Annotated in this window: 18 protein-coding genes; 12 read left to right on the forward strand and 6 right to left on the reverse strand. The window is 57.9% G+C overall.

The genetic code is table 11. From position 1 onward, the window contains the following. Nucleotides 1-40: 40 nt before the first annotated feature. Nucleotides 41-904, reverse strand: a complete 864-nt coding sequence (locus ACQG22_RS14785; protein ID WP_336340023.1) for an N-acetylmuramic acid 6-phosphate etherase — start codon at nt 902-904, stop codon at nt 41-43. 164 nt (nt 905-1068) lie between these two features. On the opposite strand from ACQG22_RS14785, the gene ACQG22_RS14790 reads away from it, so the two are divergent. Together ACQG22_RS14790 and dcuR are read left to right on the forward strand one after the other, a co-directional pair. Further along, complete coding sequence (locus tag ACQG22_RS14790; RefSeq protein WP_336340022.1) at nt 1069-2685, forward strand: sensor histidine kinase; 1617 nt, start codon at nt 1069-1071, stop codon at nt 2683-2685. After that, nucleotides 2682-3401, forward strand: a complete 720-nt coding sequence (dcuR, locus tag ACQG22_RS14795; protein WP_013097755.1) for a two-component system response regulator DcuR — start codon at nt 2682-2684, stop codon at nt 3399-3401. Before ACQG22_RS14790 ends, dcuR begins: the two co-directional genes overlap by 4 nt. On the opposite strand, the gene ACQG22_RS14800 is transcribed toward dcuR, so the two are convergent. Together ACQG22_RS14800 and ACQG22_RS14805 are read right to left on the reverse strand one after the other, a co-directional pair. Next, a complete protein-coding gene (locus ACQG22_RS14800) occupies nt 3382-4344 on the reverse strand; it encodes an FAD:protein FMN transferase (RefSeq protein ID WP_336340021.1) in 963 nt (320 codons plus the stop codon). The two genes, dcuR and ACQG22_RS14800, sit on opposite strands and share 20 nt — an antisense overlap. 93 nt (nt 4345-4437) lie before the next feature. Then, nucleotides 4438-7218 (reverse strand): flavocytochrome c, encoded by a 2781-nt coding sequence (locus ACQG22_RS14805; protein WP_369706910.1) that lies wholly within the window; start codon nt 7216-7218, stop codon nt 4438-4440. Nucleotides 7219-7826: 608 nt separating this feature from the next. Here ACQG22_RS14805 and ACQG22_RS14810 point away from each other — a divergent pair. Both ACQG22_RS14810 and fumA read left to right on the forward strand, forming a co-directional pair. Next, nucleotides 7827-9335 carry an anion permease gene (locus ACQG22_RS14810; RefSeq protein WP_013097758.1) on the forward strand — a complete coding sequence of 503 codons (1509 nt, stop codon included), beginning with the start codon at nt 7827-7829 and terminating at the stop codon, nt 9333-9335. 52 nt (nt 9336-9387) lie between these two features. Beyond that, nucleotides 9388-11037, forward strand: a complete 1650-nt coding sequence (gene fumA / locus ACQG22_RS14815) for a class I fumarate hydratase FumA (protein WP_369706909.1) — start codon at nt 9388-9390, stop codon at nt 11035-11037. On the opposite strand, the gene ACQG22_RS14820 is transcribed toward fumA, so the two are convergent. Further along, a complete protein-coding gene (locus ACQG22_RS14820) occupies nt 11026-11928 on the reverse strand; it encodes a LysR family transcriptional regulator (RefSeq protein WP_369706908.1) in 903 nt (300 codons plus the stop codon). The genes fumA and ACQG22_RS14820 overlap by 12 nt on opposite strands. A gap of 95 nt (nt 11929-12023) precedes the next feature. Here ACQG22_RS14820 and ACQG22_RS14825 point away from each other — a divergent pair, with 95 nt between their 5' ends. From ACQG22_RS14825 to ACQG22_RS14835, 3 genes are all read left to right on the forward strand, one after another. Next, nucleotides 12024-13322, forward strand: a complete 1299-nt coding sequence (locus ACQG22_RS14825) for a serine hydrolase domain-containing protein (RefSeq protein WP_013097761.1) — start codon at nt 12024-12026, stop codon at nt 13320-13322. Nucleotides 13323-13662: 340 nt separating this feature from the next. Further along, nucleotides 13663-14961 (forward strand): MFS transporter, encoded by a 1299-nt coding sequence (locus ACQG22_RS14830; RefSeq protein WP_040019901.1) that lies wholly within the window; start codon nt 13663-13665, stop codon nt 14959-14961. A 1-nt stretch (nt 14962) separates the two neighbouring features. Beyond that, nucleotides 14963-15754: a substrate-binding domain-containing protein gene (locus tag ACQG22_RS14835; RefSeq protein WP_369706907.1), complete on the forward strand. Its 792-nt coding sequence runs from the start codon at nt 14963-14965 to the stop codon at nt 15752-15754. Here ACQG22_RS14835 and ACQG22_RS14840 read toward each other — a convergent pair. Next, nucleotides 15726-16628, reverse strand: a complete 903-nt coding sequence (locus ACQG22_RS14840) for a LysR family transcriptional regulator (RefSeq protein WP_023620167.1) — start codon at nt 16626-16628, stop codon at nt 15726-15728. The genes ACQG22_RS14835 and ACQG22_RS14840 overlap by 29 nt on opposite strands. A 384-nt stretch (nt 16629-17012) precedes the next feature. On the opposite strand from ACQG22_RS14840, the gene mtfA reads away from it, so the two are divergent. Continuing rightward, nucleotides 17013-17810 (forward strand): DgsA anti-repressor MtfA, encoded by a 798-nt coding sequence (gene mtfA, locus ACQG22_RS14845; protein WP_047352113.1) that lies wholly within the window; start codon nt 17013-17015, stop codon nt 17808-17810. Here mtfA and ACQG22_RS14850 read toward each other — a convergent pair. Further along, entirely contained in the window at nt 17807-19018 is a 1212-nt protein-coding gene (locus ACQG22_RS14850; RefSeq protein WP_369706906.1) for an MFS transporter, read from the reverse strand. The genes mtfA and ACQG22_RS14850 overlap by 4 nt on opposite strands. 138 nt (nt 19019-19156) lie before the next feature. Here ACQG22_RS14850 and ACQG22_RS14855 point away from each other — a divergent pair, with 138 nt between their 5' ends. From ACQG22_RS14855 to ACQG22_RS14870, 4 genes are read left to right on the forward strand one after another with little or no spacing between them, the layout of a single operon-like run. Next, nucleotides 19157-20899: an IucA/IucC family protein gene (locus ACQG22_RS14855; RefSeq protein ID WP_369706905.1), complete on the forward strand. Its 1743-nt coding sequence runs from the start codon at nt 19157-19159 to the stop codon at nt 20897-20899. Continuing rightward, entirely contained in the window at nt 20899-21846 is a 948-nt protein-coding gene (locus ACQG22_RS14860; RefSeq protein WP_029881841.1) for a GNAT family N-acetyltransferase, read from the forward strand. The genes ACQG22_RS14855 and ACQG22_RS14860 overlap by 1 nt, the downstream gene beginning before the upstream one ends. Continuing rightward, entirely contained in the window at nt 21843-23585 is a 1743-nt protein-coding gene (iucC, locus tag ACQG22_RS14865; RefSeq protein ID WP_369706904.1) for an aerobactin synthase IucC, read from the forward strand. Before ACQG22_RS14860 ends, iucC begins: the two co-directional genes overlap by 4 nt. Further along, the gene (locus ACQG22_RS14870) at nt 23582-24907 is read left to right on the forward strand and encodes a lysine N(6)-hydroxylase/L-ornithine N(5)-oxygenase family protein (protein ID WP_369706903.1); all 1326 of its coding nucleotides are present in this window, start codon (nt 23582-23584) and stop codon (nt 24905-24907) included. The genes iucC and ACQG22_RS14870 overlap by 4 nt, the downstream gene beginning before the upstream one ends. Nucleotides 24908-24916 lie beyond the last annotated feature (9 nt).

The following is a 24916-nucleotide window of genomic DNA, read 5'->3' on the forward strand; positions in this document are numbered from 1 at the left end:
AGGCCGCAATCGCGGCCTTTTTTTATTCCTGCGCGCTCTATTACGGCGCTTCCTGCAACGCCACCCGAATAAACCCGTTGTTCTGCGCAAGCAACTCATGCGCTTTCCATACATCCAGCCCGGTCAGCACCATCAGCACCGCCGTTTTGCAGTTATGGTTACAGCTCTCCAGCGCGGCTTTCGCCACCGCGCGGGTGCATCCCCCCGCTTCCATCACTATCGCGATTTGCCGTTCAGCCCACTGGATGCTGCTCGCCTCCAGATCCACGCGCAGGTTGCTGTAAACCCGCCCGGTGCGGACGGCCAGCCCGGTGGTCACCATAGAGAGGATCATTTTCTGCGCGATGGCCGCTTTGGTGTTGAGATACCCGGCAACCACATCCGGGCCCAGCTCTGGCGCAATCACCATACTTGCCAGCTGCGCCGCTTCGCTTTGTGCATTATCGGTAATCACCGCCACCGGTGAACCGAGCGACCACGCATGCCGCATGGCGCCCCAGACCCACCGCGTTTTTCCGCTTACGGTGACCGCCAGCATCATATCGTGCTCGCCAAAGTTAATCGCCTGCAGGTCGGCAACGCCGCGCTCGTAGCTTGTCGCATCGTCTCCAGCCGTGATGGCAATCACCGGGGTTTTACCCGGGGCATACTCATCCGCCGCCTGTTTTGCCACACAGCCGGACGGCCCCGCGCCAACCATGACCAGACGCCCCCCGTGGCTCAGGGTCGCGGCGGCGTTATCCACCACACGGGCAATAATGGGTAAAAAAGGGGTGATTGCAGCGGAGATAAGTGCATCATCCTGGTGAATGACTTTCAGCATGTCCAGCGTGGACAATCTATCGATATTCATCGTGCTGGCGTGCCGTCTTTCCTTGACCGAACCGGTAAGCATAATGCTCATAAACAGCCTCCTTATTATGAGTACCCACACACTATAAAGTGTTTTATATGGATGACATGCGAGGAGGGTCACGAAAAGCGGAGCAAATGCATGCTTTTACACAGCTTTAAGAAAAGCGCGTCATCGGCGATAATTACCCCTTTCTTCTTCATCGCGGAGTGTTGATGAGCGATTTGCAGCCCTTTCCCCAGACGCGCAAGCGCCCCATGAAACTGAACACGCTGGTCACGTTGATGGTGTGCGCGATCATCGCCTCTGTGCTGCTGCTGGTCTTTGCGCTCTATTCAGTGCAGATCACCCGGGCAACCCGTGATGACGTCAAAGATACGGCGCTGGGTATTGCCCGAACGCTGGCGAACAGCCCGGAGATCCAGCGCGGCCTGATGCAACCGCCGCAGGCCGATATCATCCAGCCCATCGCCCAGGGCGTTACAAAACGCAACGACCTGCTGCTGACCGTGGTCACCGACATGCGCGGTATTCGCTATTCGCACCCGAACGAAGCGCTGATTGGCCTGCATTTTATCGGCGACGATCTGAACCCGGCGCTGGAAGGGAAAGAGAACGTCTCCGTTAACCGGGGCGCGCTCGCGGAAGCCCTTCGCGTATTTACGCCCGTGTATGACAGCCAGCACGAGCAGATCGGCGTGGTGGTGGTCGGCATCTCGCTTAAAAAAGTAGAAGACCAGATCGCCCGCGGGCGACTCAACGCCGTCTGGACCATTTTGTTCAGTATCTTTATGAGCTCCATGGCGATCTGGGGACTGGTTCGCGTTCTGAAACGCATCCTGTTCGGGCTGGAGCCGTATGAAATCTCCGCGCTGTTTGAACAACGTCAGGCGATGCTGCAGTCGCTCCGCGAAGGAGTGTTAGCGGTCGATATTCATGGCCGCGTGACGATGATAAACCACACCGCCAGAGAGATATTGCTCCTGCCCTCCGGCAAGCAGACCGAAAACGCCAGCGCGCCCCTGCTGGCCAGCCTGCGTGAGGTGTCAAAGACGGGCATCGCGCGTCAGGATCAGGAGATCAGCTGCAACGGACGGCTGCTGCTGTGCAACATGGTGCCGGTGAAAAGCCAGGAGCGGGTGATAGGCGCCATCACCACCTTCCGCGACAAAACCGAAATCAGCCAGCTGATGCAGCGCATCGACGGCATGGTGAATTACGTCGATGCCCTGCGCGCCCACACGCACGAGTTTATGAACAAACTGCACGTGATCCTGGGCCTGCTGCATATCAAGCGCTACGACAAACTGGAAGAGTACATCCTGCAGACAGCGCACAATTATCAGACGGACATTGGCACCATCCAGAGCAAGGTGAAATCCCCGGTGATTGCCGGGTTCCTGCTGGGTAAAATCAACCGGGCGAAAGAAGCGGGGATCACCCTCACCCTGGCGGATGAGTGCCAGATACCGGATACCGCCAACGAAGAGCAGGTCGCGGTGCTGGTTACCGTGCTCGGTAACTTGATTGAGAACGCGCTGGACGCGATGGAGGGCCAGCAGGAAGGCGAAATCACCCTGCTGCTGCACTATCAGAATGGCTGGCTCAGCTGTGAAGTCAGCGATGACGGCCCGGGAATTGATCCCGCCCAGCTGGAGACTATTTTTACTAAAGGCTTCTCAACAAAAGGTGAAAACCGGGGCGTTGGGCTGTTCCTTGCCCGCCAGCAAATTCAGAACCTGGGCGGTGATATCACTGTCGAATCTGAACCTGGCGTATTTACCCAATTTTTTGTTCACATCCCCTGGGATAGCGAGAGGAATATCGCGTGATAAATGTATTAATTGTCGATGATGACGCCATGGTAGCCGACCTCAACCGTCTGTATGTTAACCGTGTTGAAGGCTTTAGCTGCTGCGGCGTCGCCTCCACGCTGAACCAGGCCGAGGCCATTATTAACAACCCTGCCCAGCCGGTTGATCTGGTGCTGCTGGATGTCTATATGCAGCAGGATAACGGGCTGGATCTGCTGCCAGTGATCCGCGCTTCCGGTCGCCCGATCGATGTCATTATGATCTCTTCGGCTGCGGACGCCGCGACAATCCAGACCTCTATCCATTACGGCGTGGTGGATTATCTGATTAAACCGTTCCAGTTCCCGCGCTTTGAAGAGGCGCTGAACGGCTGGAAGGCAAAGCACAGCCTGATGGGCTCGCACCAGTATTATGAGCAGGCGGACGTCGACAGGCTGATCCACGGCGGCGCGCCGGAGCTGGCAGACAGCAAAAAGCTGCCAAAAGGGTTAACGCCGCAAACACTGCGCACCATCTGCCAGTGGATTGACGCTCACCCGGAGACCGAGTTTTCCACCGATGACCTGGCCAGCGCGGTGAATATCTCGCGCGTCTCCTGCCGCAAATATCTGATCTGGCTGGCGCAAATCAATATTCTGTTCACCAGCATTCACTACGGCGCGACAGGGCGCCCGGTATATCGTTACCGTCTCCAGCCCGAGCAGACAGGCCTGCTCAAACAGTACTGTCAGTAATGCGGTAACTATTATCCAGTAAAGTAAAGCGGAAGTGGTGCGCTGAAGAGAGCACCACTTCTTTTGTTTTGGTCACAAAGATCGCTTCAATATCAGGTCGCGCGCGCAGCACCGCACAGCCCTTCTCCACACCCATGCCGTACATCAGCGTGGTCCAGATATCCCCGTCGATGGAATCGTTTGAAATGATGGTCACGCTGTCCAGTTCGTTATCAAGCGGATACCCGGTACGCGGGTCAAGGATATGGTGGTAGCGCCTGCCGTTTTGTTCAAAGTAGCGTTCATAGGTTCCCGACGTCACCACGGAGCGGTTCTCTACCGTCATCGCGCCGATCAGCTCATCACCCGCAAACGGTTTTTTAAGCCCCACGCTCCAGCCCCCCTCCGGCGAGCCCAGCGTCTGGATATTGCCCCCAAGGTTGATCAGCCCGAGTTCAGCGCCCTCTTTGCGCAGATAATCCCGCACCCTGTCGGCGATATAGCCTTTGGCGATGGCGCCCAGGTCGATCTCCATCCCTTTTTGGGTCAAAAAGACGCTACTGCTGGCCTCGTCCAGCACCACATCCTCAGGACGGGTAATCGCCAGCAAGGCGGCGATGTCTTCGGCGGGCGGCACGCTGTCGCCGCGAAAGCCGATTTTCCACCGTTTCACCAGCGGGCCAATCGCCAGGTTAAACGCGCTGTCCTTGAGCAGACTCGCCGCTTTTGCGCAGCGGATCAGCTCGAACACCGGACGGCTGATGCTGACGGGCCGCTGCCCCGCCGCATGGTTGATTTCCATAACTTCAGAGTGCGCGCGGTTAACGGTAAGCAGATCTTCGTACTGTTTGATCAGGCGAAACACGCGGGACGCGAGGGCTTCGTCATGGGAGAAGAGTTTCAGGAGGATGGGAGAGCCCATCAGGACGGCGGAGTAGCTGTAGACGCGGTTGTCATCAGACATGGCAGTTTCCTCAGAGGTAGCCCCGGCAGGCGCCGCGCCGCCGGGGAGAATGCCGGACAGCGCAACGCTTATCCGGCCAGGAAAACAGGAGCCTTACGTTCTTTTTGAGCGCATCGCCGCCTGATGTCCGGCTAGCGTACCAAAAATAATGATATCTGCCACCGCGTTACCGCCGATACGGTTACCGCCGTGGATCCCGCCGACCACTTCACCGGCCGCAAACGCCCCTGGCAGCACGTTGTGGTTGCTGTCCAGCACGCAGGTTTCGGTGTTGATGGTCACGCCGCCCATGGTGTGGTGCACGCCCGGCGCAATCTGAATGGCATAGAACGGCCCTTCGTTGATGGGCGCACGCAGCGCGGTGGTACGGCCAAAATCATCGTCATGCTGTTTTTCAACAAAGCCGTTGTAGCGCTCAAGGGTCGCCAGGAAAGCGTGGTAATCCATTCCCAGCGCCTCGGCCAGGGCTTTTGGCGAGCTGGCGCTGGTCACAAAGCCTTTAGCGATGTATTCATCCGCCGCTTTGTTTTTGGCACGCACGTGCTCGTCAAAGACGATATACGCGTATTTCTCCGGCAGTGCGATGATTGACGCCGAGACTTTATCGCGAGTTTCCATTTCATTGAAGAAACGGTTCCCCTGCTGGTTCACCAGAATCGCTCCGCCGCCGCGAATGGATTCGGAAATCAGGTACGAGGTTTTCTGCTCAACGGTTGGGTGGATCTGAATTTCACCCATATCTACCGTACCGGCACCGATGCGTTCCAGCAGCGCGATACCGCCGCCGGTTGCCCCTTTGTGGTTGGTGGTAACAAAACCTTCCAGGTCAGGGCGGTATTTCACCACCATCTGGCTGTTGGCGCTGAAGCCACCGGTGGCGACAATGACGCTTTTAGTGGTCACGGTGAGGGTTTCGTTCTCTTCTGTGATCAGACGCACGCCGGTGACTCCGCCGTTTTCGAACAGGATGTCGCTGACGGACGTATCAAGCATTACGTCGATGTTGCGTTTGTTGACGTTACGCACCAGGCCGCTGATCAGATAGCCGCCTACCGCAGAGCCGTCTTTTGGACGGTGCGTACGGTCAATGCTCATCCCGCCGGTGGTGGTGATGTCATTCAGCATAATGCCGCGGGTTGCCAGCCATTCAATCGCCTGCGGCGCATTCTCCACGAAGCGGCGCAGCAGTTCCGGGTTGTTCTTGTTACCGCCCCCTTTCAGGCTCTCCTGGTAGAACAGCTCTTTGCTGTCCTGGATCCCTTTCACCCGCTGGAAGCGCGTCTCGGCGGCATTCATCCCGGCAGAAGCTTTGATGGTGTTCCCGCCGATGGTTGGCATCTTCTCAACAATCAGCACGCTCGCGCCTTCATCGTGGGCCTGAATGGCAGCGGCCAGACCGGCACCGCCGCTACCCACTACCACCACATCCACGCTGCGGGTCGCGTTCGGGTCAGCGCCCTCTTCTGCCGCCAGCGCTTTGCTGGATTTCAGCATCGCTTTAGAGACCGCTTTTTTCACCGCTTCACTCTGGCTGGTTGCACCCGTGATGGCATCCACGTGCGGGGTGTTGGCGTCCAGAATGCGGGTGCGGATCTCTTCAAAGCTGGTGACAAACTCAACGTCTTCGCTCGGGCCAGACGCCAGCGCAATATCGGCGATGCGATCGGTTTCCAGACTGACGTTGATTACCAGTTCGTTAACATCGTCCTGCACCTTCTCAGTGAACATGCCTGGCTTGAATTTTGATTCGCCCATGCTCATATCGCGGATCATCGCTTCCACCAGCGAGAAGCGCCACAGTGGTTCAGGAATGCTCAGCTCTTCGCGTTTGGTGCTGTCCATAAACAGCTCCAGACTTTCACCGGCCGCGATCCGGTCAGTCCAGTCCGGGTAAGCGATGGTAGCGCGGCCCACGGCAATCAGGTCGTAACCGCTATCCAGCGCCTCGTTAACGTCAGCGGCATTTACCACGCCGCCGACACCCATCACCGGAACCTGAGCCAGGGTTTCAGAGCGCATGGCGCAATATTTTTTGATGAGCGGGGTTGGGTCCTGCGTGTCGACAATGGAAGGACGCAGGGTCGCCCCTACGGAGAAGTGCAGATAATCCACACCGCGTGCCGCCAGTTTTTCCAGCAGGTACATGGTGTCTTCAAAGCGGATGCCCGGGACTTCCAGCTCTTCAGGGGAGAAACGGTAGCCAATAATGAACGCGTCGTCCGCGTACTGGCGCACCATTTTGTGCGTGATATCCAGCACCGCCAGCGGGAATTTAGCGCGGTTATCGCGGCTGCCGCCCCACTCGTCGTCGCGCTGGTTAGAGTTCGGGGAGTAGAACTGCTGAATCAGGTAGGTATTTGCGCCGTGAATTTCAACCCCGTCGAAACCGGCCTGGATAGCGCGGCGAACGGCTTCACCAAACTTGCCGATCATGCCTTCCACTTCTTCACCGGTCAGGGCAACCGGCGTGGCGGCCCCATCACGCGGCGCGGCAACGGCGCTTGGGCCAACCGGCGTGCGGCCACCGATCAGTTTTGGATCGACCATACGGCCGCCGTGGTAGATCTGCAGCAGGGCTTTCGAGCCTTTGGATTTAATGGCGTCCGCGATTTTCGCCAGCCCGGCGATTTTCTCGTCGTTATCGATACCAATCGCGCCGGGGAACGCAAGGCCGAGATCATCGATAAAGCAGCATTCAACAATAATGGTACCAATGCTGCCGGAACGGGCCCGATAGTACTCCACCAGCTCGCTGGTGACCGTGCCGTCGTAATAGCCGGTACAGGTGGTCATGGGTGCCATTAACAAACGGTTTTTCAGTTCGGTGCCATTCGGTAATGTGAAGGGGCTCAGAATACGTTCGTTAGTGCTCATAATTGAAACTCCAAACTTTAAAAATTAAGAATTCGTTATCGGATTGATTTTTTATTTCGTCGTTATTTGCCGATGTCATGATATTAATATAATGATTTTTTTAGTTTCTAAAGTTATTACGTTAGTTAAAAAACTATTTAATCCCTGCGATAACACAAATAACACATTGGTGTTAGCGATTGTAATTTAGCCATTCACAATAATTTAAAATTCGTTAAATAACCAATGGTAAAACCATTTCTCCAAAAACCAATAAAACCAATACAAATCAATCATATAAAAATTATCAAAATTCGACATTGTTACAGAAATGATAAATTGAGCTCATAATATACGTAATACCCACATACGCCAGAGTGGTTATTAATAAAAGCATAAAAATACCGCTGCAATTCTCTTTTCTTGATCGCGATCAATAGTCATGGCATCCAAAAGCGCAATATAAAAACATCATCAATTTTTAATTTAGCGCAAACCAAAATGCGTTAAATCGCTATTACTGAAAATACAAATCAGCACCTTTAATAACTAAAAAAAGCAAAGAAACTTAAGAAAGCAATTTTGTTTTTCAGTGCGACCGAATTTTTGACAACTTAAGACGTGAAACTATGAATACAAAAACTGCTGTAACGCCCCCTGTGGCGAACCAGGCATCAAATGGGAAAGCAAAACGACTGCTGATGATGGCATTGCCCGTTATCGTCGCCGTCCTGCTGCTGTTTGTTCCGGTACCGGAAGGACTGCCGCCTTATGCGTGGCACTACTTCGCGATCTTTGTCGGCGTGATCGTCGGCTTAATCTTCGAACCACTGCCGGGCGCGGTGATCGGTCTGACTGGCGTGGTGGCAATTGCGCTGTGCAGCCAGTGGGTGCTGTTCAGCCCTGAACAGCTGGCCGACCCGAAATTCAAGCTGGCGGGTGCCTCCTTTAAGTGGGCGGTCAGCGGGTTTGGTAACTCGACTGTGTGGCTGATCTTCGGTGCCTTCATGTTCGCCGCGGGCTATGATAAAACCCGCTTCGGCCGCCGTCTGGCGCTGATTCTGGTGAAATATCTCGGCCGTCGCAGCCTGACGCTCGGTTATGCCATCACCTTCGCGGACCTGCTGCTGGCACCGTTTACGCCGTCCAACACCGCACGTAGCGGCGGGACCATCTACCCGATCATCGCTAACCTGCCGCCGCTGTATGGCTCAAAACCAAACGACCCAAGCGCGCGTAAAATTGGTTCGTACCTGATGTGGGTGGCGATCACCGCGGCCTGTATCACCAGCTCGATGTTCCTCTCCGCCCTTGCGCCGAACCTGCTGGCACTGGCGCTGGTGAAAAGCACGGTAGGGATTGATATCTCCTGGGGTACCTGGTTCCTCGCCTTCCTGCCGCTGGGCATTCTGCTGATTCTGACCATGCCGCTGCTGGCCTACTGGTTCTACCCACCAGAAGTCAAAGTGAATAATGAAGTACCGCTGTGGGCAACCCGTGAACTGGAAAAACTGGGCAAACTGTCCCGCAATGAAATTCTGCTGCTGGTGTTCGTATGCTGTGCGCTGCTGATGTGGATCTTCGCCGCCGCGTGGATTGAACCAGCCATGGCTGCCCTGCTGATTGTGGGTCTGATGCTGTGGACCGGCGTGCTGGAGTGGAACGATATCACCGGCAATAAAGCCGCGTGGAATACCTTCGTCTGGTTCGCCACCCTGGTCGCGCTGGCAGATGGCCTCTCCTCTACCGGCTTTATCAGCTGGCTGGGTAAAGAGGGCGGTCTGTTAATGAGCGGTATCTCGCCGGGCGTTGCCACCATCGTACTGCTGCTGGCGTTCTACCTGCTGCACTACCTGTTTGCCAGCACCACCGCGCACACCACCGCGCTGCTGCCGGCGATGCTGACCATCGCCTCCACCATTCCGGGCATGAATATGGAAGTCTTCGTCCTGCTGATGGTGACCTCGCTGGGTGTGATGGGGATCATCACCCCGTACGGTACCGGCCCAAGCCCGATTTACTACGGTAGTGGCTACCTGCCAACCAAAGACTACTGGCGCCTGGGCACTATCTTCGGTGCCATCTTCCTGGCGGCCCTGCTGCTGATTGGTTATCCGTGGATGTCCATGATGTTCTGATTCCTGACCGCCGGACTTCTCCTCCGGCGGTTTTATTTTTCTGGAGCAAGCTATGTCAAACAAACCGTTTTTTTATCAAAACCCCTTCCCACTCGTGCACGACGACACCGAATACTATCTGCTGACCAAAGAGCACGTCTCCGTTGCCGAGTTCGACGGTCAGGAAGTCCTGAAAGTCGAGCCAGAGGCGCTGACGCTGCTGGCACAGCAGGCGTTCCACGATGCTGCGTTTATGCTGCGTCCTTCCCATCAGAAGCAGGTCGCCGCCATTCTTAACGACCCGGAAGCGAGCCAGAACGATAAGTACGTTGCCCTGCAGTTCCTGCGTAACTCTGAAATCGCCGCTAAAGGCGTGCTGCCAACCTGCCAGGATACCGGCACAGCGATCATCATGGGTAAAAAAGGCCAGCGCGTCTGGACCGGCGGTGGCGATGAAGCCGCGCTGAGTCAGGGGGTGTACAACACCTACATCGAAGACAACCTGCGCTACTCCCAGAACGCGGCGCTGGATATGTATAAAGAGGTGAACACCGGCACCAACCTGCCTGCGCAGATCGATCTCTACAGCGTCGACGGCGACGAGTACAAATTCCTCTGCATGGCGAAAGGCGGCGGTTCAGCCAACAAAACCTACCTCTATCAGGAAACCAAAGCGCTGATCACACCGGCGAAACTGAAAAACTATCTGGTGGAGAAAATGCGCACCCTGGGTACCGCGGCCTGTCCGCCTTACCATATTGCCTTCGTGATTGGCGGAACCTCCGCGGAAGCGACGCTGAAAACGGTGAAGCTGGCCTCCACCCGCTACTACGACGCCCTGCCTACCGAGGGGAACGAGCACGGCCAGGCGTTTCGCGATGTTCAGCTCGAACAGGAACTGCTCCAGGAAGCGCAGAACCTGGGTTTGGGTGCGCAGTTTGGTGGTAAATACTTCGCTCACGATATCCGCGTGATCCGCCTGCCGCGCCACGGTGCCTCCTGCCCAATCGGCATGGGTGTCTCCTGCTCCGCAGACCGTAACATCAAAGCGAAAATCAACCGCGACGGGATCTGGATTGAAAAACTGGAACACAACCCGGGTCAGTACATTCCTGAATCGCTGCGCCAGCAGGGTGAAGGTGACGTGGTCAGCATCAACCTCAACACGCCGATGAACGAGATCCTGGCGCAGCTTTCCGCGCACCCGGTCTCTACCCGCCTGTCGCTGAACGGCACCATCATCGTGGCGCGTGATATCGCCCACGCGAAGTTGAAAGAACTGCTCGACAACGGCGAGGAACTGCCGCAGTACGTTAAAGACCATCCGATTTACTACGCGGGCCCGGCCAAAACGCCGGAAGGTTATGCCTCCGGCTCACTCGGCCCAACCACTGCGGGCCGCATGGACTCGTATGTGGATTTACTGCAGTCCCACGGCGCGAGCATGATCATGCTGGCCAAAGGCAACCGCAGCCAGCAGGTGACGGATGCCTGCCACAAACACGGCGGCTTCTATCTGGGCAGCATCGGCGGCCCGGCGGCGGTACTGGCGCAAAACAGCATCAAGAGCCTGGAGTGCGTGGCGTACCCGGAACTGGGAATGGAAGCCATCTGGAAAATCGAAGTGGAGAACTTCCCGGCGTTTATCCTGGTGGATGACAAAGGTAACGACTTCTTCCAGCAGATCCAGAACAAACAGTGCCAGGGATGTTCACAGCGCTGAGCATTTCCATAGTGCCGGCAGCCGCGACAACGTTTGATTGATCCGCTCACGCTTGTCGCTGCCCGGCTTCCAGATAGTGACCATCGTCTGACTTATCCCCTGGCTGCCCACTTCGGTGGGCAGCCTTTTTACGTTTTTCCACTGCGTCGCATGAAGATGGGTCGGCAAGAAGCCCCAGCCACAGCCCTGCTCCAGCAGGCCGCGCAGCATCTCAATTTCATTAGTGAAAAGGGTATGCCCGGCAATTTGCAGACGACGGGCAACCGGTTCATCTGACGCGGCATGCATAACCACCTGCGGAACCAGAGAGAGATCGAGCAGCGAAACCGGCGTGGCAACCTTCGCAAAAAGCGCGTCTGCGGCGTAAAAATCCATGTCGATGGCTCCCAGAGCCCGCCACTCCATCTCATTACCCACGCTGCGGTTGCGCGCCTGGCAGATACCTAAATCCGCCTCTCCGCTCGCCAGCAGAGCTTCCGCCTCGTCACGCGACGCGCTGGTCAGGCTCAGGCGTATTTTTTGTGCCGCCATCTCTGCAATCAGCGCCTGCAGAAAAGCCCGGGGAGTGAACGGATCGTAAACAAGGGCAATGTCTTGCGTCGCGCTGTCCGGCACCGCTCTGGCAAAGGCCTCAAAGGCTTTCACCTGACGCATCAGCAGGTGCGCCTGTCGCTGAAGCTGTTCCCCTTCAGGCGTTAGCCGCACGCTGCGTCCCTCGCGCAGGAACAGGGCATAACCCAGCCCGTCCTCAAGAAAATCGATCAGATCGCGCAGGGTCGTACGGTCTTTACCGAGCTTAATGGCCGCCTTCATCAGGCTGCCGTGCTCTGCCACCGCGGTAAACGCCTCCAGCTGGGCAAATGAATAGACCATCGCCTGCTCTCCCTTCATTCCGTTTTTCGGGGGGAATTTCCCCCATAACCCGTTTTTTATTATAGGGCGCGGCTTCTTAAACTGAAGTCCTTCCTGAACCAAACGAGATAAACATGAAAAACAAAACGTTAAACCGCAGCCTGCTCGCCGCACTGGTGGTCAGCAGCCTCTTATCCCCTGCCGTTATGGCTGCCTGTCATGGCACCGACCTCAACCAGTGTCCTGCACCGTTTGACGCAACCCTTCCCGACACGCACAGCATGCTCACCTGGAGTCAGGCGGATCGCGTGGTGGGCTTTCGTAACGACTATCGCAACTACGCGGGCGATGTTTTCCGCCACGGAAAGGCCACGCCGCTGCTGGCAGCGGAGAAACCGCTTACCGACGCCCGGTATCAGGTTAATGGCAAGACTTATACCCTCCAGGATTACGTGAAGCGCCAGAACGTCAGCGGCATGCTGGTGCTGAAGGACGGCAAAATAGCGTGGAAATATCTGGGTGAAGGCAATACCGATTCCACGCTCTGGACATCACGTTCGGTGGGGAAATCCGTGGTCTCTGCGCTGGTCGGGGTCGCCCTTAAAGAGGGCAAAATCCACTCCCTTGACGATCTTATCACCCGCTACGAACCCGATTTAAAAGGCACGGCGTGGGATGGCGTGACGCTGAGACAGCTGATCACTCACACCTCTGGCGTGGCGTGGAACGAAGACTACACCAACCCACAGTCTGATTTCGCGCAGCTCACCGAATGCGAAGCTAAGCCGGGCACCTACGACTGCGTGCGTAAGCTGGTGAAGGGATTACATCGGGAACACCCCGCCGGAGAGAACTGGTCCTATTCATCGGGTGGCGCGTGGCTGCTGGGTGACGTGCTGGAGCGCGCCACCGGTATGACGCTGGCGGCGTACCTGGAGAAAAGCATCTGGCAGCCGTACGGGATGGCGAACGACGGCGTATGGCATGCCTACCGTAAAGGCCAGCACGATGTCGGCGCGCACGGCTTTAACGCCACGCTGGAAGACTGGGGCCGCTTCGGCGAATTTATCCTGCATAACGGTACGCTCCCTTCGGGCAAACAGATCCTGCCTGACGGCTGGGTAAAAGAGTCGTCAGACTGGACGCAGGCGAAAGGTTCCGTCTCAGACGCGCATCCGAAAGGGTTGTACGGCTATCAGTGGTGGAATAACGAGGTGCCCGCCACGGCAACAGACGTTAAGCCCGCGCCAGAGGATTCCCTGAAAGATTCACTCTGGGCGCTGGGGATTTTTGGCCAGATGATTATGGTGAATCAAAAAGAAAACCTGGTGATCGTCCAGTGGTCCACCTGGCCGCAGGCGGAGCCGTCTTTCAGCGCCCAGCCGCTGGAAGCGTCGCTGATGTTTAGCGCGATTGCGCAGGCGCTGCGCTGAATAGAGCGCTCTGCCAGTTTTGCCCGGCGGCGCTACGCTTGCACGGGCCTACAAAATTCACAGGTCGGGTAAGCGAAGCGCCACCCGACAAGAGCAGCGGCTACTCTGCCCTTCTGCGCGATATCACAAAATAGCGATATCAGCCACTTAGCTAATTATGGTGAATGAAAAATCAATGAATTGTTAAGTTATTGTTAGGCATGTAAATCCCGGTCAACGTCCCGTCATTGATGTGCAGCACGCATCAGTTCATGCGTGATTTGCGCTTATTAATTTCCGTTTAATGCGCCAGTTTTCAGAAACAGACGGACAACACGTCAATAAAAAACTGGAGACGACCATGATTTCCTCAACCCCACCTGCAACCGTTCGCGCAAGAGCGGGCGCGATACTTCGCGTCACCTCGGGCAATTTCCTTGAGCAATTCGACTTCTTCCTGTTCGGGTTCTATGCCACCTACATCGCGCATACCTTCTTCCCGGCGAGCAGTGAGTTTGCCTCGCTGATGATGACCTTCGCCGTCTTTGGCGCAGGCTTCTTAATGCGCCCCATTGGCGCGATTGTCCTCGGGGCTTACATCGACAAGGTGGGTCGCCGTAAAGGGTTAATTACCACCCTGTCGATTATGGCGGCCGGCACCTTCCTGATTGTGCTGATCCCCTCTTATGAGAGCATCGGCCTGTGGGCGCCACTGCTGGTGCTGGCTGGACGCTTGCTGCAGGGCTTTTCCGCCGGGGCGGAGCTTGGCGGCGTGTCGGTCTACCTGGCTGAAATTGCCACGCCGGGTCGCAAAGGCTTCTTTACCAGCTGGCAATCCGGCAGTCAGCAGGTGGCGATTATGGTGGCCGCCGCAATGGGCTTTGCGCTGAACGCGATGCTGGAAGAGAGCGCCATTCGTGAATGGGGCTGGCGGATCCCGTTCCTGTTCGGCTGCCTGATTGTGCCGTTTATCTTCTTCCTGCGCCGCAAGCTGGAAGAGACCGAAGAGTTTCGCACCCGCCGTCACACGCTGGCGATGCGTCAGGTCTTTACCACCCTGCTGGCGAACTGGCCGGTTGTGGTCGCGGGCATGCTGATGGTCGCCATGACCACCACCGCGTTCTACCTGATCACCGTCTATGCGCCTACCTTCGGCAAAAAAGTGTTAATGCTCAGCGCCTCCGACAGCCTGCTGGTGACGCTGCTGGTGGCCATCTCCAACTTTATCTGGCTGCCGGTGGGCGGAGCCCTGTCGGACCGCTTCGGCCGTAAACCGGTGCTGGTTGCCATGACGCTGCTGGCGCTGATCACCAGCTATCCGGCCCTGACGCTGCTGGCGCAGGCACCGAGCTTCTCCATGATGCTGAGCGTATTGCTGTGGCTCTCCTTCCTCTATGGCCTCTATAACGGCGCGATGATCCCGGCGCTGACGGAGATCATGCCGGTTGAAGTGCGTGTTGCCGGTTTCTCACTGGCGTATAGCCTTGCTACCGCGATCTTCGGCGGGTTTACACCGGTCATTTCAACGGCCCTGATTGAGTACACCGGCGATAAAGCCTCCCCGGGCTACTGGATGAGCTTCGCGGCGATCTGCGCGTTGCTGGCAACGCTTTATCTCTACCGTCGCAGCGCGATGAGTCTGCAAGTACAGAGAGGATAATATGCGCACATTTGTACGTTCAGGCCTGACCGGGCTGGTAATACTGGCGACCAGCGCAGGTGCGCTGGCCCAGGAGGTGACGGTCATGATTTCAGGCGGTTTTAAGGCCGCGCTGGAAAAACTCGCCCCCCAGTATGAAGCCCGGACGGGCGACCATATCGTGCTGATCCCGGGGCCGTCGATGGGACAGACGCCGCAGGCGATCCCCAACCGACTGGCGCGCGGTGAAAAAGCAGACGTGGTGATTATGGTGGGTGATGCACTGGCGCACCTGGCGAATGACCGGATGGTCAAAGAAGGCTCGCGCGTTGAACTGGCGGATTCGCCCATCGGCGTGGTGGTGAAAGCCGGCTCGCCGGTACCGGATATCGCAACGGATAGCGCGCTAAAACAGACCCTGCTTAAGGCCAGCGCCATCGCCTATTCCGACAGCGCCAGCGGCCGGTATGTGCAAACAGAGCTCTTTAAAAAGCTGGGGATTGAAGCACAGGTAGAGGGCAAAGCGCATAAGGTGGAGCGCATCCCGGTCGCCTCTGAGGTGGCAAAAGGGAAATACGCCGTGGGTTTCCAGCAGGTCAGCGAGTTGTTACCCGTGCCCGGCGTGACGTTTGTCAGCAAACTGCCGGATAACCTGCAGTACATCACCCGTTTTGCCGGCGCGGTCACCGCTCACGCGGAGCATCCTTCTGAGGGTAAAGCGCTGCTGGATTACCTCGCATCAGCAAACGCGCAGGAGACCATCACCGCCACCGGGATGATCCCCGTCACTCCGCCGCGCGATAACGCGCAGTAATGAGTGTTTCCAGCTCAGCGGCAATCCACGACTGAATACGCCCGCTGCGCCGGATCAGCCCGACCGTGCGTTTGACCTCGGGCTCGGTCAGCGGAATATGCGTCAGGAAGGAGTGCTCAGAGTGTGGCATTGACATGGCGGGGACGGCAGCAATACCAATCCCCGCCTCTACCATTCCCAGCATCGTGGTGACGTGGCGCGTCTCGCAGATCCCCGGGCGCTCCGGCTTAATATGGCCGAGCATCTGATCGAGCAGATTCCGGTTCCCCGATGTAATGTCCAGGCTGATGTAATCCTGCTGATAAAACGCCTGCCAGGTCAGACTCTTGCGTCCCGCCAGCGGATGATCGCGACGACACGCGGCGACATACACATCCTCCACCAGCGGAATAAAGGTGAGATCTGGCTGCAGGCTCCTCGCAAAACAGATGCCAAAATCCGCCTGCCCGCTGGCCACCGCGTCAATGACGTTGCCCGCGCTGCTGTCGATAAGCTTGATGCGCACACGCGGATAGCGGCGATGAAACTGGCGGATCACCTCCGGCATAAAATGGCAGGCCGCCGAAGGCACGGTGGCGACGGTAATAAGCCCGGTGCGCTCCTCGCTCACCTTGTCGATATCTGCCAGCATCGACTCCACGTTTTCCAGAAGCTGCCCGCAGCGGTCGGCAAAGGTCTGCCCGAAGAGCGTCAGCGTCACGCGCCGGGTGGTTCTGTCGAACAGTTTCGCGCCGACGGCGGTCTCCAGCTTTTCAATGCGGCGGCTTAAGGCGGACTGGGAGAGGCAGATAGATTCCGCGGCAATACGGAAGTTACCGTACTCCACCAGCGCTCGGAAGGCATAAAGATCGTTGAGGTCGAAATTGACGGGCATAGATTCTGGCAATCCTTAGCGCTTTCTGGAAACTCGAATATTCATAATAGCGACTTATGAATCAGAGAGGTACTAGCACCGCTTCAGGACAATAAGCCAATATCCGTGGAGAAGGCGCAACTGATCGACGCGCTCGGGGAAATCAAACGTCGATAAACGCCCTGTGCCACCCGTTGTGCCATGTTTTCCGCTGGGGATCGTCTCAATGGGATTTTTGTCACTGAAAGGAAACGGGATAAGTGTTTGAATAATGGCAGAGGGCTGGCCTCTCCTGCCATTCCCACATCTCTACGTTTTATAGTTGCCTTCATGCCGGGTTCTTTGGCATGTTAACGGAACCTGACCTTTCAATTTTGTACACGTGACGAGTTTGCGAGCACAGCGATGATTAAGTGGCCCTGGAAATCAAATGACGCTGGTCAACATGTGGCGCTGCCGTGGGATGACGCGCTGGCGATCCCCGTGCTGGCCAACCTCCAGCCGGATGAACAGTCAAAGCTCATCCAACTGGCGGATCGCTTTTTGCAGCAAAAGCGACTGGTTCCGCTGCAGGGGTTTGAGCTGGATGCACTTAAAAGCGCGCGTATCGCCCTGCTTTTCTGCCTGCCGGTGCTCGAACTGGGTATCGAGTGGCTGGATGGCTTCCACGAAGTGCTGATCTACCCCGCGCCGTTTATCGTTGATGACGAGTGGGAAGATGATATTGGCCTGGTGCATAACCAGCGCGTGGTGCAGTCCGGGCAAAGCTGGCAGCAAGGCCCCATCATCCTCAACTGGCTGGATATCCAGGACTCGTTCGACGCGTCCGGGTTTAACCTGATTGTTCACGAAGTGGCGCATAAGCTTGATACCCGCAACGGCGATCGCGCCAGCGGTGTTCCGCTGATCCCGCTGCGTGAAGTCGCCGGTTGGGAGCACGACCTGCATGCGGCGATGGAAAATATCCAGGATGAGATTGACCTTGTCGGGGAAAGCGCGGCCAGCATTGATGCCTATGCGGCAACCGATCCGGCCGAGTGTTTTGCGGTGCTGTCAGAGTATTTCTTTAGCGCCCCGGAGCTGTTCGCCCCGCGTTTCCCGGCCCTGTGGCAACGTTTTTGTCATTTTTATCAGCAGGATCCCCTGCAGCGTCTGCGCCATAGTGAGGGTTCCGGCAGCACCGCCTTCCGACACGTCCACTAGGCCCCTGTTTCTGGGGTACGTTCAACCGACCGTACCCCTAAGCTCAAGGCTAAAAACAGCAGCGCCATTGCCCAGGCGGCCACGATTAAACACGTTTCACCGAATGCGCGCGTCACCAGCGGCACCAGCAACGCGCTGACGCCGTAGCCCAGCGTATGGCTGGTGGCGATCACCCCCGCCCCTTTGCCTGTCGTTAACCTGTCGTTCAGCAGCAGCTGATAGCCGGGCGTTGCCATCGCCGCTCCCAGCGAGGTAATGACGATCCCCACATAGAACAGCGCCACATCCGCGAGACACATCACCCCAAGCCCGACCACCATCAACACCGCTGCCAGGCAAAGTAACGTCATCGGGCGAAAGTGCTGCGGACGCACCACCAGAAACTGGGCAGCGAGCGTTGCCAGCGCGGCCAGGCTCAGCAGCAGCGCAACGTGATGACTGATTTGCGCCGCATTGCCGTCCAGCAACGGACTGAGATGGGGTGACAGACCAAGCTGCATCAGGCTCACCAGTGCGGCAAGCAACAGCGCCAGCATAAGATAAGGCAGCATTGATGCCTGCAGCCGCGTCGCCTGTTGCGCCACTGGCGGTAAAGGCGGATCGGCCACTTCACGCAGCACCATCAGCAGGGCGATAAACGGAGCCATAGCCATCAGCCACAGCGGTGCCACCGGGTTAACGCTGAGCATCAGCGCTGCCAGCGGCGGCCCCAGCAGACGCCCGCAGCTGAGGCCCGAGCTTATCGTCGCCAGCGCGGCCATTCTTTTCTCCAGACCCGCACGTTGAATGGCCCATGTCTGGGCCGCCGGCACCAGACCAGAGACCGTCAGGCCGTACAGGGTGCGCGAGAGGATAAGCCCTGCCAGCCCCCAGGCGGCATTGAGTATTCCGTTCGCCATTGCCCAGACCACCAGCGCCATGACGAAGAAACTTGCCAGATAGCCGCTCAGCGAGGCCAGCATCACGCTTTTGCAGCCGTGCCGCTCGCTCTGGCGTCCCCACCAGGGCGAAGCCGGTAAAAAGAGCATCGAACCGAACATCAACAGACCCGCCCAAACGGAGAGCGATAGCCCGGTCATCGTGACCAGCTGCGGCAGCATGACCAGCAAACCGTTTTGCCCGATCCCCAGTAAACCGGCACACAACGCCAGGGGCCAGTTCGCTTTCGGGGTGAGATTGTCGGTCAGAGTGTCGGAAAGTGAGCGCATAGAATTGTGAACATAGTGTCAATAAATGTGTGGAAATCATGAAGTTTATGAAAACAAATATTGCAAAAATAGTTGCGACTGTAAACAGAATGAATATCATAACGAGAATTATTATCAGTCATGGAATGAGGTACATCTATGCGTACTCTGCCCCGCTCTGCCGGTACAGACGTTGCGGCCCAGTGTTTTTTAAACGCCCTGTTGCGCGAAACGAAGGACTGGCGCTATCTCCCCGCTACCGCTGCGGATGAGCTATCGCAGATCCATATCCCGCTCTCGCAAACCCAGGCCATCCGGGTTTCAGTACACTATTTCTCCCCAACCCAGCATCATCAGTATCGCTTCCCGGCAACGCTCATCCAGACCGACAGCGACCGTAGTGACGCCGTCACCTTTCCTCAACTGGTTGATTTAATTCTTGAAAAACCCGCTGTAAAAGGCTCACTGGATGCCGATACGCTGGCGCGTTTTAAGCAGCGCGCCCTTGAAAGCCATGCCCATACCTGGCAGGCGATCGACTTGCGTCACCGCTGGGCAAACCTGCGCGACACGCCGCTGAAGTTCGCCGAGGCGGAACAGGCGCTGCTGGTCGGCCACGCATTCCATCCGGCCCCGAAGTCACACGAGCCGTTTAACGAAACCGAAGCCCGCCGCTATTTGCCCGATTTCGCCTCCCGCTTTCCGCTGCGCTGGTTTGCCGTTGAGAGTGAACTGATCGCTGGCGAGAGCCTGAACGTCTCCCTGCGCGAACGTCTGCTGCGCTTCGCAGCCCAGAGCGCCCCTGAACTGCTCGGTCATTTTACCGACACCCGCTGGCTGCTGCCGATGCACCCGTGGCAGGCGGAGTATCTGCTCGGTCAGGACTGGTGCCAGCGACTGGTGGCGAAGGGAGCCTTGCAGGATCTGGGTGAAGCGGGCGCGCAGTGGCTGCCCACCAGCTCCTCCCGCTCGCTGTACTGCGAAACCAACAGCGACATGATTAAGTTTTCCCTGAGCGTGCGCCTGACCAACTCCGTGCGCACGCTGTCGGTGAAAGAGGTTAAGCGCGGGATGCGTCTGGCACGTCTGGCGAAAACGGCGCGCTGGCAGGAGCTCCAGGCGCGCTACCCCACCATGCGCGTGATGCAGGAAGACGGCTGGGCGGGTCTGCGTGACGAAAGCGGCGTCATTCAGGAAGAGAGCCTGATGGCGCTGCGCGTGAACCTGCTGTTTGATACGCCGGATACGCAAACCAACGTGCTGGTGAGCCTGACGCAGGCCGCGCCGGACGGCGGTGACAGCCTGCTGGCGGCTGCGGTCCGCCGTCTGAGCCAGCGTCTGGATCTCCCCCTTGCCCAGGCCGCGCGTTGCTGGCTGGACGCCTATTGCGACCGCGTTCTCCTTCCGCTGTTCAGCGCCGAAGCCGATTACGGTCTGGTCCTGCTGGCACATCAGCAGAACATTCTTGTGGAGATGCAGCAGGACTTCCCGGTCGGGCTTATCTACCGTGACTGCCAGGGCAGCGCCTGGACCGAAGGGGCCGACGCGTGGCTGAAAGAGGCAGGTGAAAGCGAGGTGGAAAACCGCTTCGGCGAGAGCCAGCTGCTGCGCTACTTCCCGTATTACCTGCTGCTGAACTCCACACTCGCCGTCACCGCCGCCCTCGCTGCCGCTGGTTTCGACAGCGAAGAGAGCCTGATGTCACGGGTGCGTGACGCGCTGGCCAGCCTGCGCCAGACCGCGAAGCAGACCCGCTGCCTCGACTACGTGCTGGACAGCCCGACCTGGAACTGTAAAGGCAACTTTTTCTGCTACCTGCACGATCGCAACGAAAACACGATTGCCGATCCGGCAGTGATCTATTTCGACTTTAGCAACCCGTTTTACAAGGAGAAGGCGTGATGGCTAACGCGAATATCGTCCATTCCGGCTACGGCTTTCGTTGCACCGCAACGGACACGTCCCTGCCGCTGACCTTAGGCCTCGACGGCAGCGCGGTGCTGGAGCGCCTGCGCGATATCCCGGACGGCTGGCTGGTCGAGGCACTGGATCAGCTGTTTGTCGCCGCACCGGCACTGACCGGCATCACGCTGCCGTGGGCAGCCTGGCAGGATGAACCGCAGGCGCAGGCGTTATTCGCGCTTGCCAGCGGCGATTATCTGGCCCGTGAGACCTTCTGGCAGCTGCCGCTGTGGCTGCAGGGGGAGCGTCCGCAGGCCAGCGGTGGCATGCAGTTCGATGAGAGCCGTCAGCTTTACTTCCCGCTGCGCCCTCACCGTCCGCAAGGGGAAGTCTATCGCCGTTACGATGCGCAAATTAAACGCACCCTGAGCTTCCGCGTGGCCGACGTGGCGCTGGACGGTGAGCGTTTTACCCAGTGGATGAACAACCCGCGCGTCAACGCGTTCTGGGAGATGGCCGGTCCTCAGGAAGAGCAGGAAAACTACCTGCGCCGTCAGCTCGACTCGACGTACTGCTACCCGGTTATCGGCTGCTTTGACGATCAGCCGTTCGGCTATTTTGAACTCTACTGGGCCGCAGAAGACCGTATCGGACGCCACTATCGCTGGCAGCCGTTTGACCGTGGGCTGCATATGCTGGTCGGCGAAGAGAACTGGCGCGGCGCGCAGTATATCCGTAGCTGGCTGCGCGGTCTGAGCCACTATCTGTGGCTGGATGAACCGCGCACGACGCGCATTGTCGCTGAGCCACGTTTCGACAATCAGCGCCTGTTCCGCCATCTGGCGTCTGCCGGTTTCGACACCGTTAAAGAGTTCGACTTCCCGCATAAACGTTCGCGCCTCATCATGAGCGAGCGTCACCGCTTCTTCAGCGAGGTGGGACTGTGAACGCACTCTGGCAAAAAGTGAACCGCGAGATGGTGGCGAAGATCCTCGCCGAGCTGGAATACGAACGTACCCTGAGCGCCGAACTGCTGGCCGCTGACCGCTGGCAAATCACCATGGGCAGCGAAACATGGCAGTTTCGCGCCACGCGCGGCATCTGGGGCTGGTTACATATCGATCCCGCCAGTCTGACCACCGCCAGCGGAGCCGCCGTGGAAGCGGAAAGCGCGTTTCTGCAGCTGGCGACGGTGCTGGAGATGAGCGACGCACAAACGGCAGAGCATCTGGAAGATCTTTACGCCACGCTGCGGGGCGACATGCAGCTGCTGCAGGCGCGAGAGACGCTGGATGCCTACGCGCTTATTCATCTCGACCCGGACGAACTCCAGTGTCTGATGAGCGGCCATCCCAAGTTCATTTTTAACAAAGGACGCCGCGGCTGGGGGCTGGAGGCGCTGCGCCAGTACGCGCCGGAATACCGTGGCCGTTTTCGCCTGCACTGGGTTGCCGTACAGTGCGAGCATCTGGTCTGGAGCAGCGATGTCGATTGCGATATCAACACCCTGCTGGCCAGCACCATGGACAGTGCCGAGCGCGCGCGCTTTGACGCCCATTGGCAGGCGCTGAAGCTTGACGACAGCTGGCTGCCGGTGCCGCTGCACCCGTGGCAGTGGCAGCAAAAAATTGCCGTCCATTTCCTGGCCCAGCTCGCGCGCGGTGAGATGGTAGAGCTGGGGGAATTTGGCGATGAGTATCTGGCCCAACAGTCCCTGCGCACGCTGACCAACGCCAGCCGCCGCGCGCCGTATGACATCAAGCTGCCGCTGACCATCTACAACACCTCCTGCTATCGCGGTATTCCGGGCAAGTACATTGCCGCCGGTCCGCTGGCTTCGCGTTGGTTACAGCAGCAGTTTGCCAGCGACGCCACCCTCACCCGCTCTGGCGCGCAGGTGCTGGGCGAACCCGCCGCCGGATATCTGGCGCATACCGGTTACGCCGCATTACCGAAAGCGCCCTATCGCTATCAGGAGATGCTGGGTGTGATCTGGCGCGAAAACCCGTCCTGCTATCTGCAGGACGGCGAGCAGGCGGTACTGATGGCGGCGCTGATGGAGACCGACAACGCCGGACGCCCGCTGATTGACGCGTGGATTGCCCATTCCGGATTAACTGCCGAAGCCTGGCTGGAAAAACTGTTCGATGCCACGGTGATCCCGTTCTATCACCTGCTCTGCCGCTACGGCGTGGCGCTCATCGCCCATGGCCAGAACGTGACGCTGGTGATGAAAGACTACGTGCCGCAGCGCATCCTGCTGAAGGATTTCCAGGGTGATATGCGGCTGGTTGATGAAGATTTCCCGCAGGCGGAAAGCCTGCCGCAACAGGTGAAAGCCGTCACGGCGCGCCTGAGCGCGGAGTACATCATCCATGATCTGCAAACCGGCAACTTCGTGACGGTGCTGCGTTTTATCTCGCGTCTCACGCAGCAAAGCGGCGTCAGCGAAACCCGCTTCTACCAGATCCTGGCGCAGGTTTTGCAACGTTATATGGCCGCGCATCCGGAACTTGCAGAACGTTTCGCGAAATTCGACCTGTTTAAGCCGCAGATCATTCGCGTGATCCTCAACCCGGTCAAACTCACCTTCTCCGAACACGACGGTGGCAGCCGCATGCTGCCGAACTACGTCTGCGATCTCGATAACCCCCTTTTTCTGGTCTCCCAGGAGTCAGCGCAATGAAAACGTATGATTTCATCGGCATTGGTATTGGCCCGTTTAACCTCAGCATCGCTGCCCTTGCAGAGGGGCTGGACGGATTCAGTTCACTGTTTCTTGAACGTAAGCCGCATTTCTCCTGGCACCCGGGGATGATGGTGCCGGACTGCCACATGCAAACCAGCTTCCTGAAGGATCTGGTCAGCGCCGTGGAGCCGACCAACCGCCATAGCTTTCTGAACTACCTGGTACAGCGTAAAAAGTTCTACCGTTTTCTGACCACCGAGCAGCGTACCGTCTCCCGCGAGGAGTTTGCTGATTACCTGAGCTGGGCGGCGGAAAACCTCACCAACCTCGCCTTCAGCCAGCAGGTACAGCAGGTGAGTTTTGATGAGAAAAAGGGCCTGTTTGAGGTAGTAACCCAGCGCGATCGCTTCCTGGCGCGCCACGTCTGCGTGGGGATTGGTAAACAGATCAACCTCCCCGACTGTGTGACCGCGCAGGATGACAGCTGCTTCCACGCCAGCGAGATGATGCTGCGCACGCCAGATTTGGCGGGCAAACGGGTGACCGTCGTTGGCGGCGGCCAGAGCGGTGCCGATCTGTTTTTGAATATCTTCCGCGGGGAGTGGGGTCAGCCGCTGAGCCTGAACTGGGTGTCGCGCCGCAACAACTACAACGCCCTGGATGAGGCCGCATTTGCCAACGAGTATTTCACGCCGGAGTACGTGGACAGCTTCTCCACATTTGGTGAAGAGGCCCGTCGTCAGATGCTGCACGAGCAGAAGATGACCTCTGATGGTATCACCACCGAGTCCCTGCTGGCGATTTACCGCGCCATGTATCACCGCTTTGAAGTGCTGCGTGAAAAACCCTGGGCGCACCTGATGCCGTCCCGCTCGGTAACCGCACTCACGCGGCTGCAAAACGGGCAACGCCTGACGCTACAGCATCACCTCGACGGTGGCCGTGAACAGCTGGAGAGCGACGTGGTGATCTTTGCCACGGGCTACCGCGCCGCGCAGCCTGCGTTTCTGGCGCCACTCTCCCATCGTCTGCACCTGGATGCCGACGAAGCTTTTCACATCAACAACGATTTCACCCTTGAATGGGACGGCCCGCAGAGCAACCGCCTGTTTGCCGTGAATGCCGGGATGCACCGTCTCGGTATTGCCGAACCCCAGCTCAGCCTGATGGCCTGGCGCGCCGCGCGAATTCTCAATCGCGCGCACGACGACGAGCCGTTTGAGCTGGCTACTACCCCCGGCGTGATCCACTGGCGTAGCACCACCAGCACGGATAACAGCCAGGTTTTTAAATCATTAGCACAGACCACCGAGTACTGACACACACAA

This window comes from Enterobacter cloacae complex sp. 309I3 (assembly GCF_050031595.1).
GTDB lineage: Bacteria > Pseudomonadota > Gammaproteobacteria > Enterobacterales > Enterobacteriaceae > Enterobacter > Enterobacter cloacae.

Excerpts from the sequence above, each read along its gene's own strand:
- ACQG22_RS14785 (WP_336340023.1), bottom strand. The coding sequence starts at position 904 with ATGAGCATTATGCTTACCGGTTCGGTCAAGGAAAGACGGCACGCCAGC.
- ACQG22_RS14790 (WP_336340022.1), top strand. The coding sequence starts at position 1,069 with ATGAGCGATTTGCAGCCCTTTCCCCAGACGCGCAAGCGCCCCATGAAA.
- ACQG22_RS14800 (WP_336340021.1), bottom strand. The coding sequence starts at position 4,344 with ATGTCTGATGACAACCGCGTCTACAGCTACTCCGCCGTCCTGATGGGC.
- ACQG22_RS14805 (WP_369706910.1), bottom strand. The coding sequence starts at position 7,218 with ATGAGCACTAACGAACGTATTCTGAGCCCCTTCACATTACCGAATGGC.
- ACQG22_RS14810 (WP_013097758.1), top strand. The coding sequence starts at position 7,827 with ATGAATACAAAAACTGCTGTAACGCCCCCTGTGGCGAACCAGGCATCA.
- fumA (WP_369706909.1), top strand. The coding sequence starts at position 9,388 with ATGTCAAACAAACCGTTTTTTTATCAAAACCCCTTCCCACTCGTGCAC.
- ACQG22_RS14820 (WP_369706908.1), bottom strand. The coding sequence starts at position 11,928 with ATGAAGGGAGAGCAGGCGATGGTCTATTCATTTGCCCAGCTGGAGGCG.
- ACQG22_RS14825 (WP_013097761.1), top strand. The coding sequence starts at position 12,024 with ATGAAAAACAAAACGTTAAACCGCAGCCTGCTCGCCGCACTGGTGGTC.
- ACQG22_RS14830 (WP_040019901.1), top strand. The coding sequence starts at position 13,663 with ATGATTTCCTCAACCCCACCTGCAACCGTTCGCGCAAGAGCGGGCGCG.
- ACQG22_RS14835 (WP_369706907.1), top strand. The coding sequence starts at position 14,963 with ATGCGCACATTTGTACGTTCAGGCCTGACCGGGCTGGTAATACTGGCG.
- ACQG22_RS14840 (WP_023620167.1), bottom strand. The coding sequence starts at position 16,628 with ATGCCCGTCAATTTCGACCTCAACGATCTTTATGCCTTCCGAGCGCTG.
- mtfA (WP_047352113.1), top strand. The coding sequence starts at position 17,013 with ATGATTAAGTGGCCCTGGAAATCAAATGACGCTGGTCAACATGTGGCG.
- ACQG22_RS14850 (WP_369706906.1), bottom strand. The coding sequence starts at position 19,018 with ATGCGCTCACTTTCCGACACTCTGACCGACAATCTCACCCCGAAAGCG.
- ACQG22_RS14855 (WP_369706905.1), top strand. The coding sequence starts at position 19,157 with ATGCGTACTCTGCCCCGCTCTGCCGGTACAGACGTTGCGGCCCAGTGT.
- ACQG22_RS14860 (WP_029881841.1), top strand. The coding sequence starts at position 20,899 with ATGGCTAACGCGAATATCGTCCATTCCGGCTACGGCTTTCGTTGCACC.
- ACQG22_RS14870 (WP_369706903.1), top strand. The coding sequence starts at position 23,582 with ATGAAAACGTATGATTTCATCGGCATTGGTATTGGCCCGTTTAACCTC.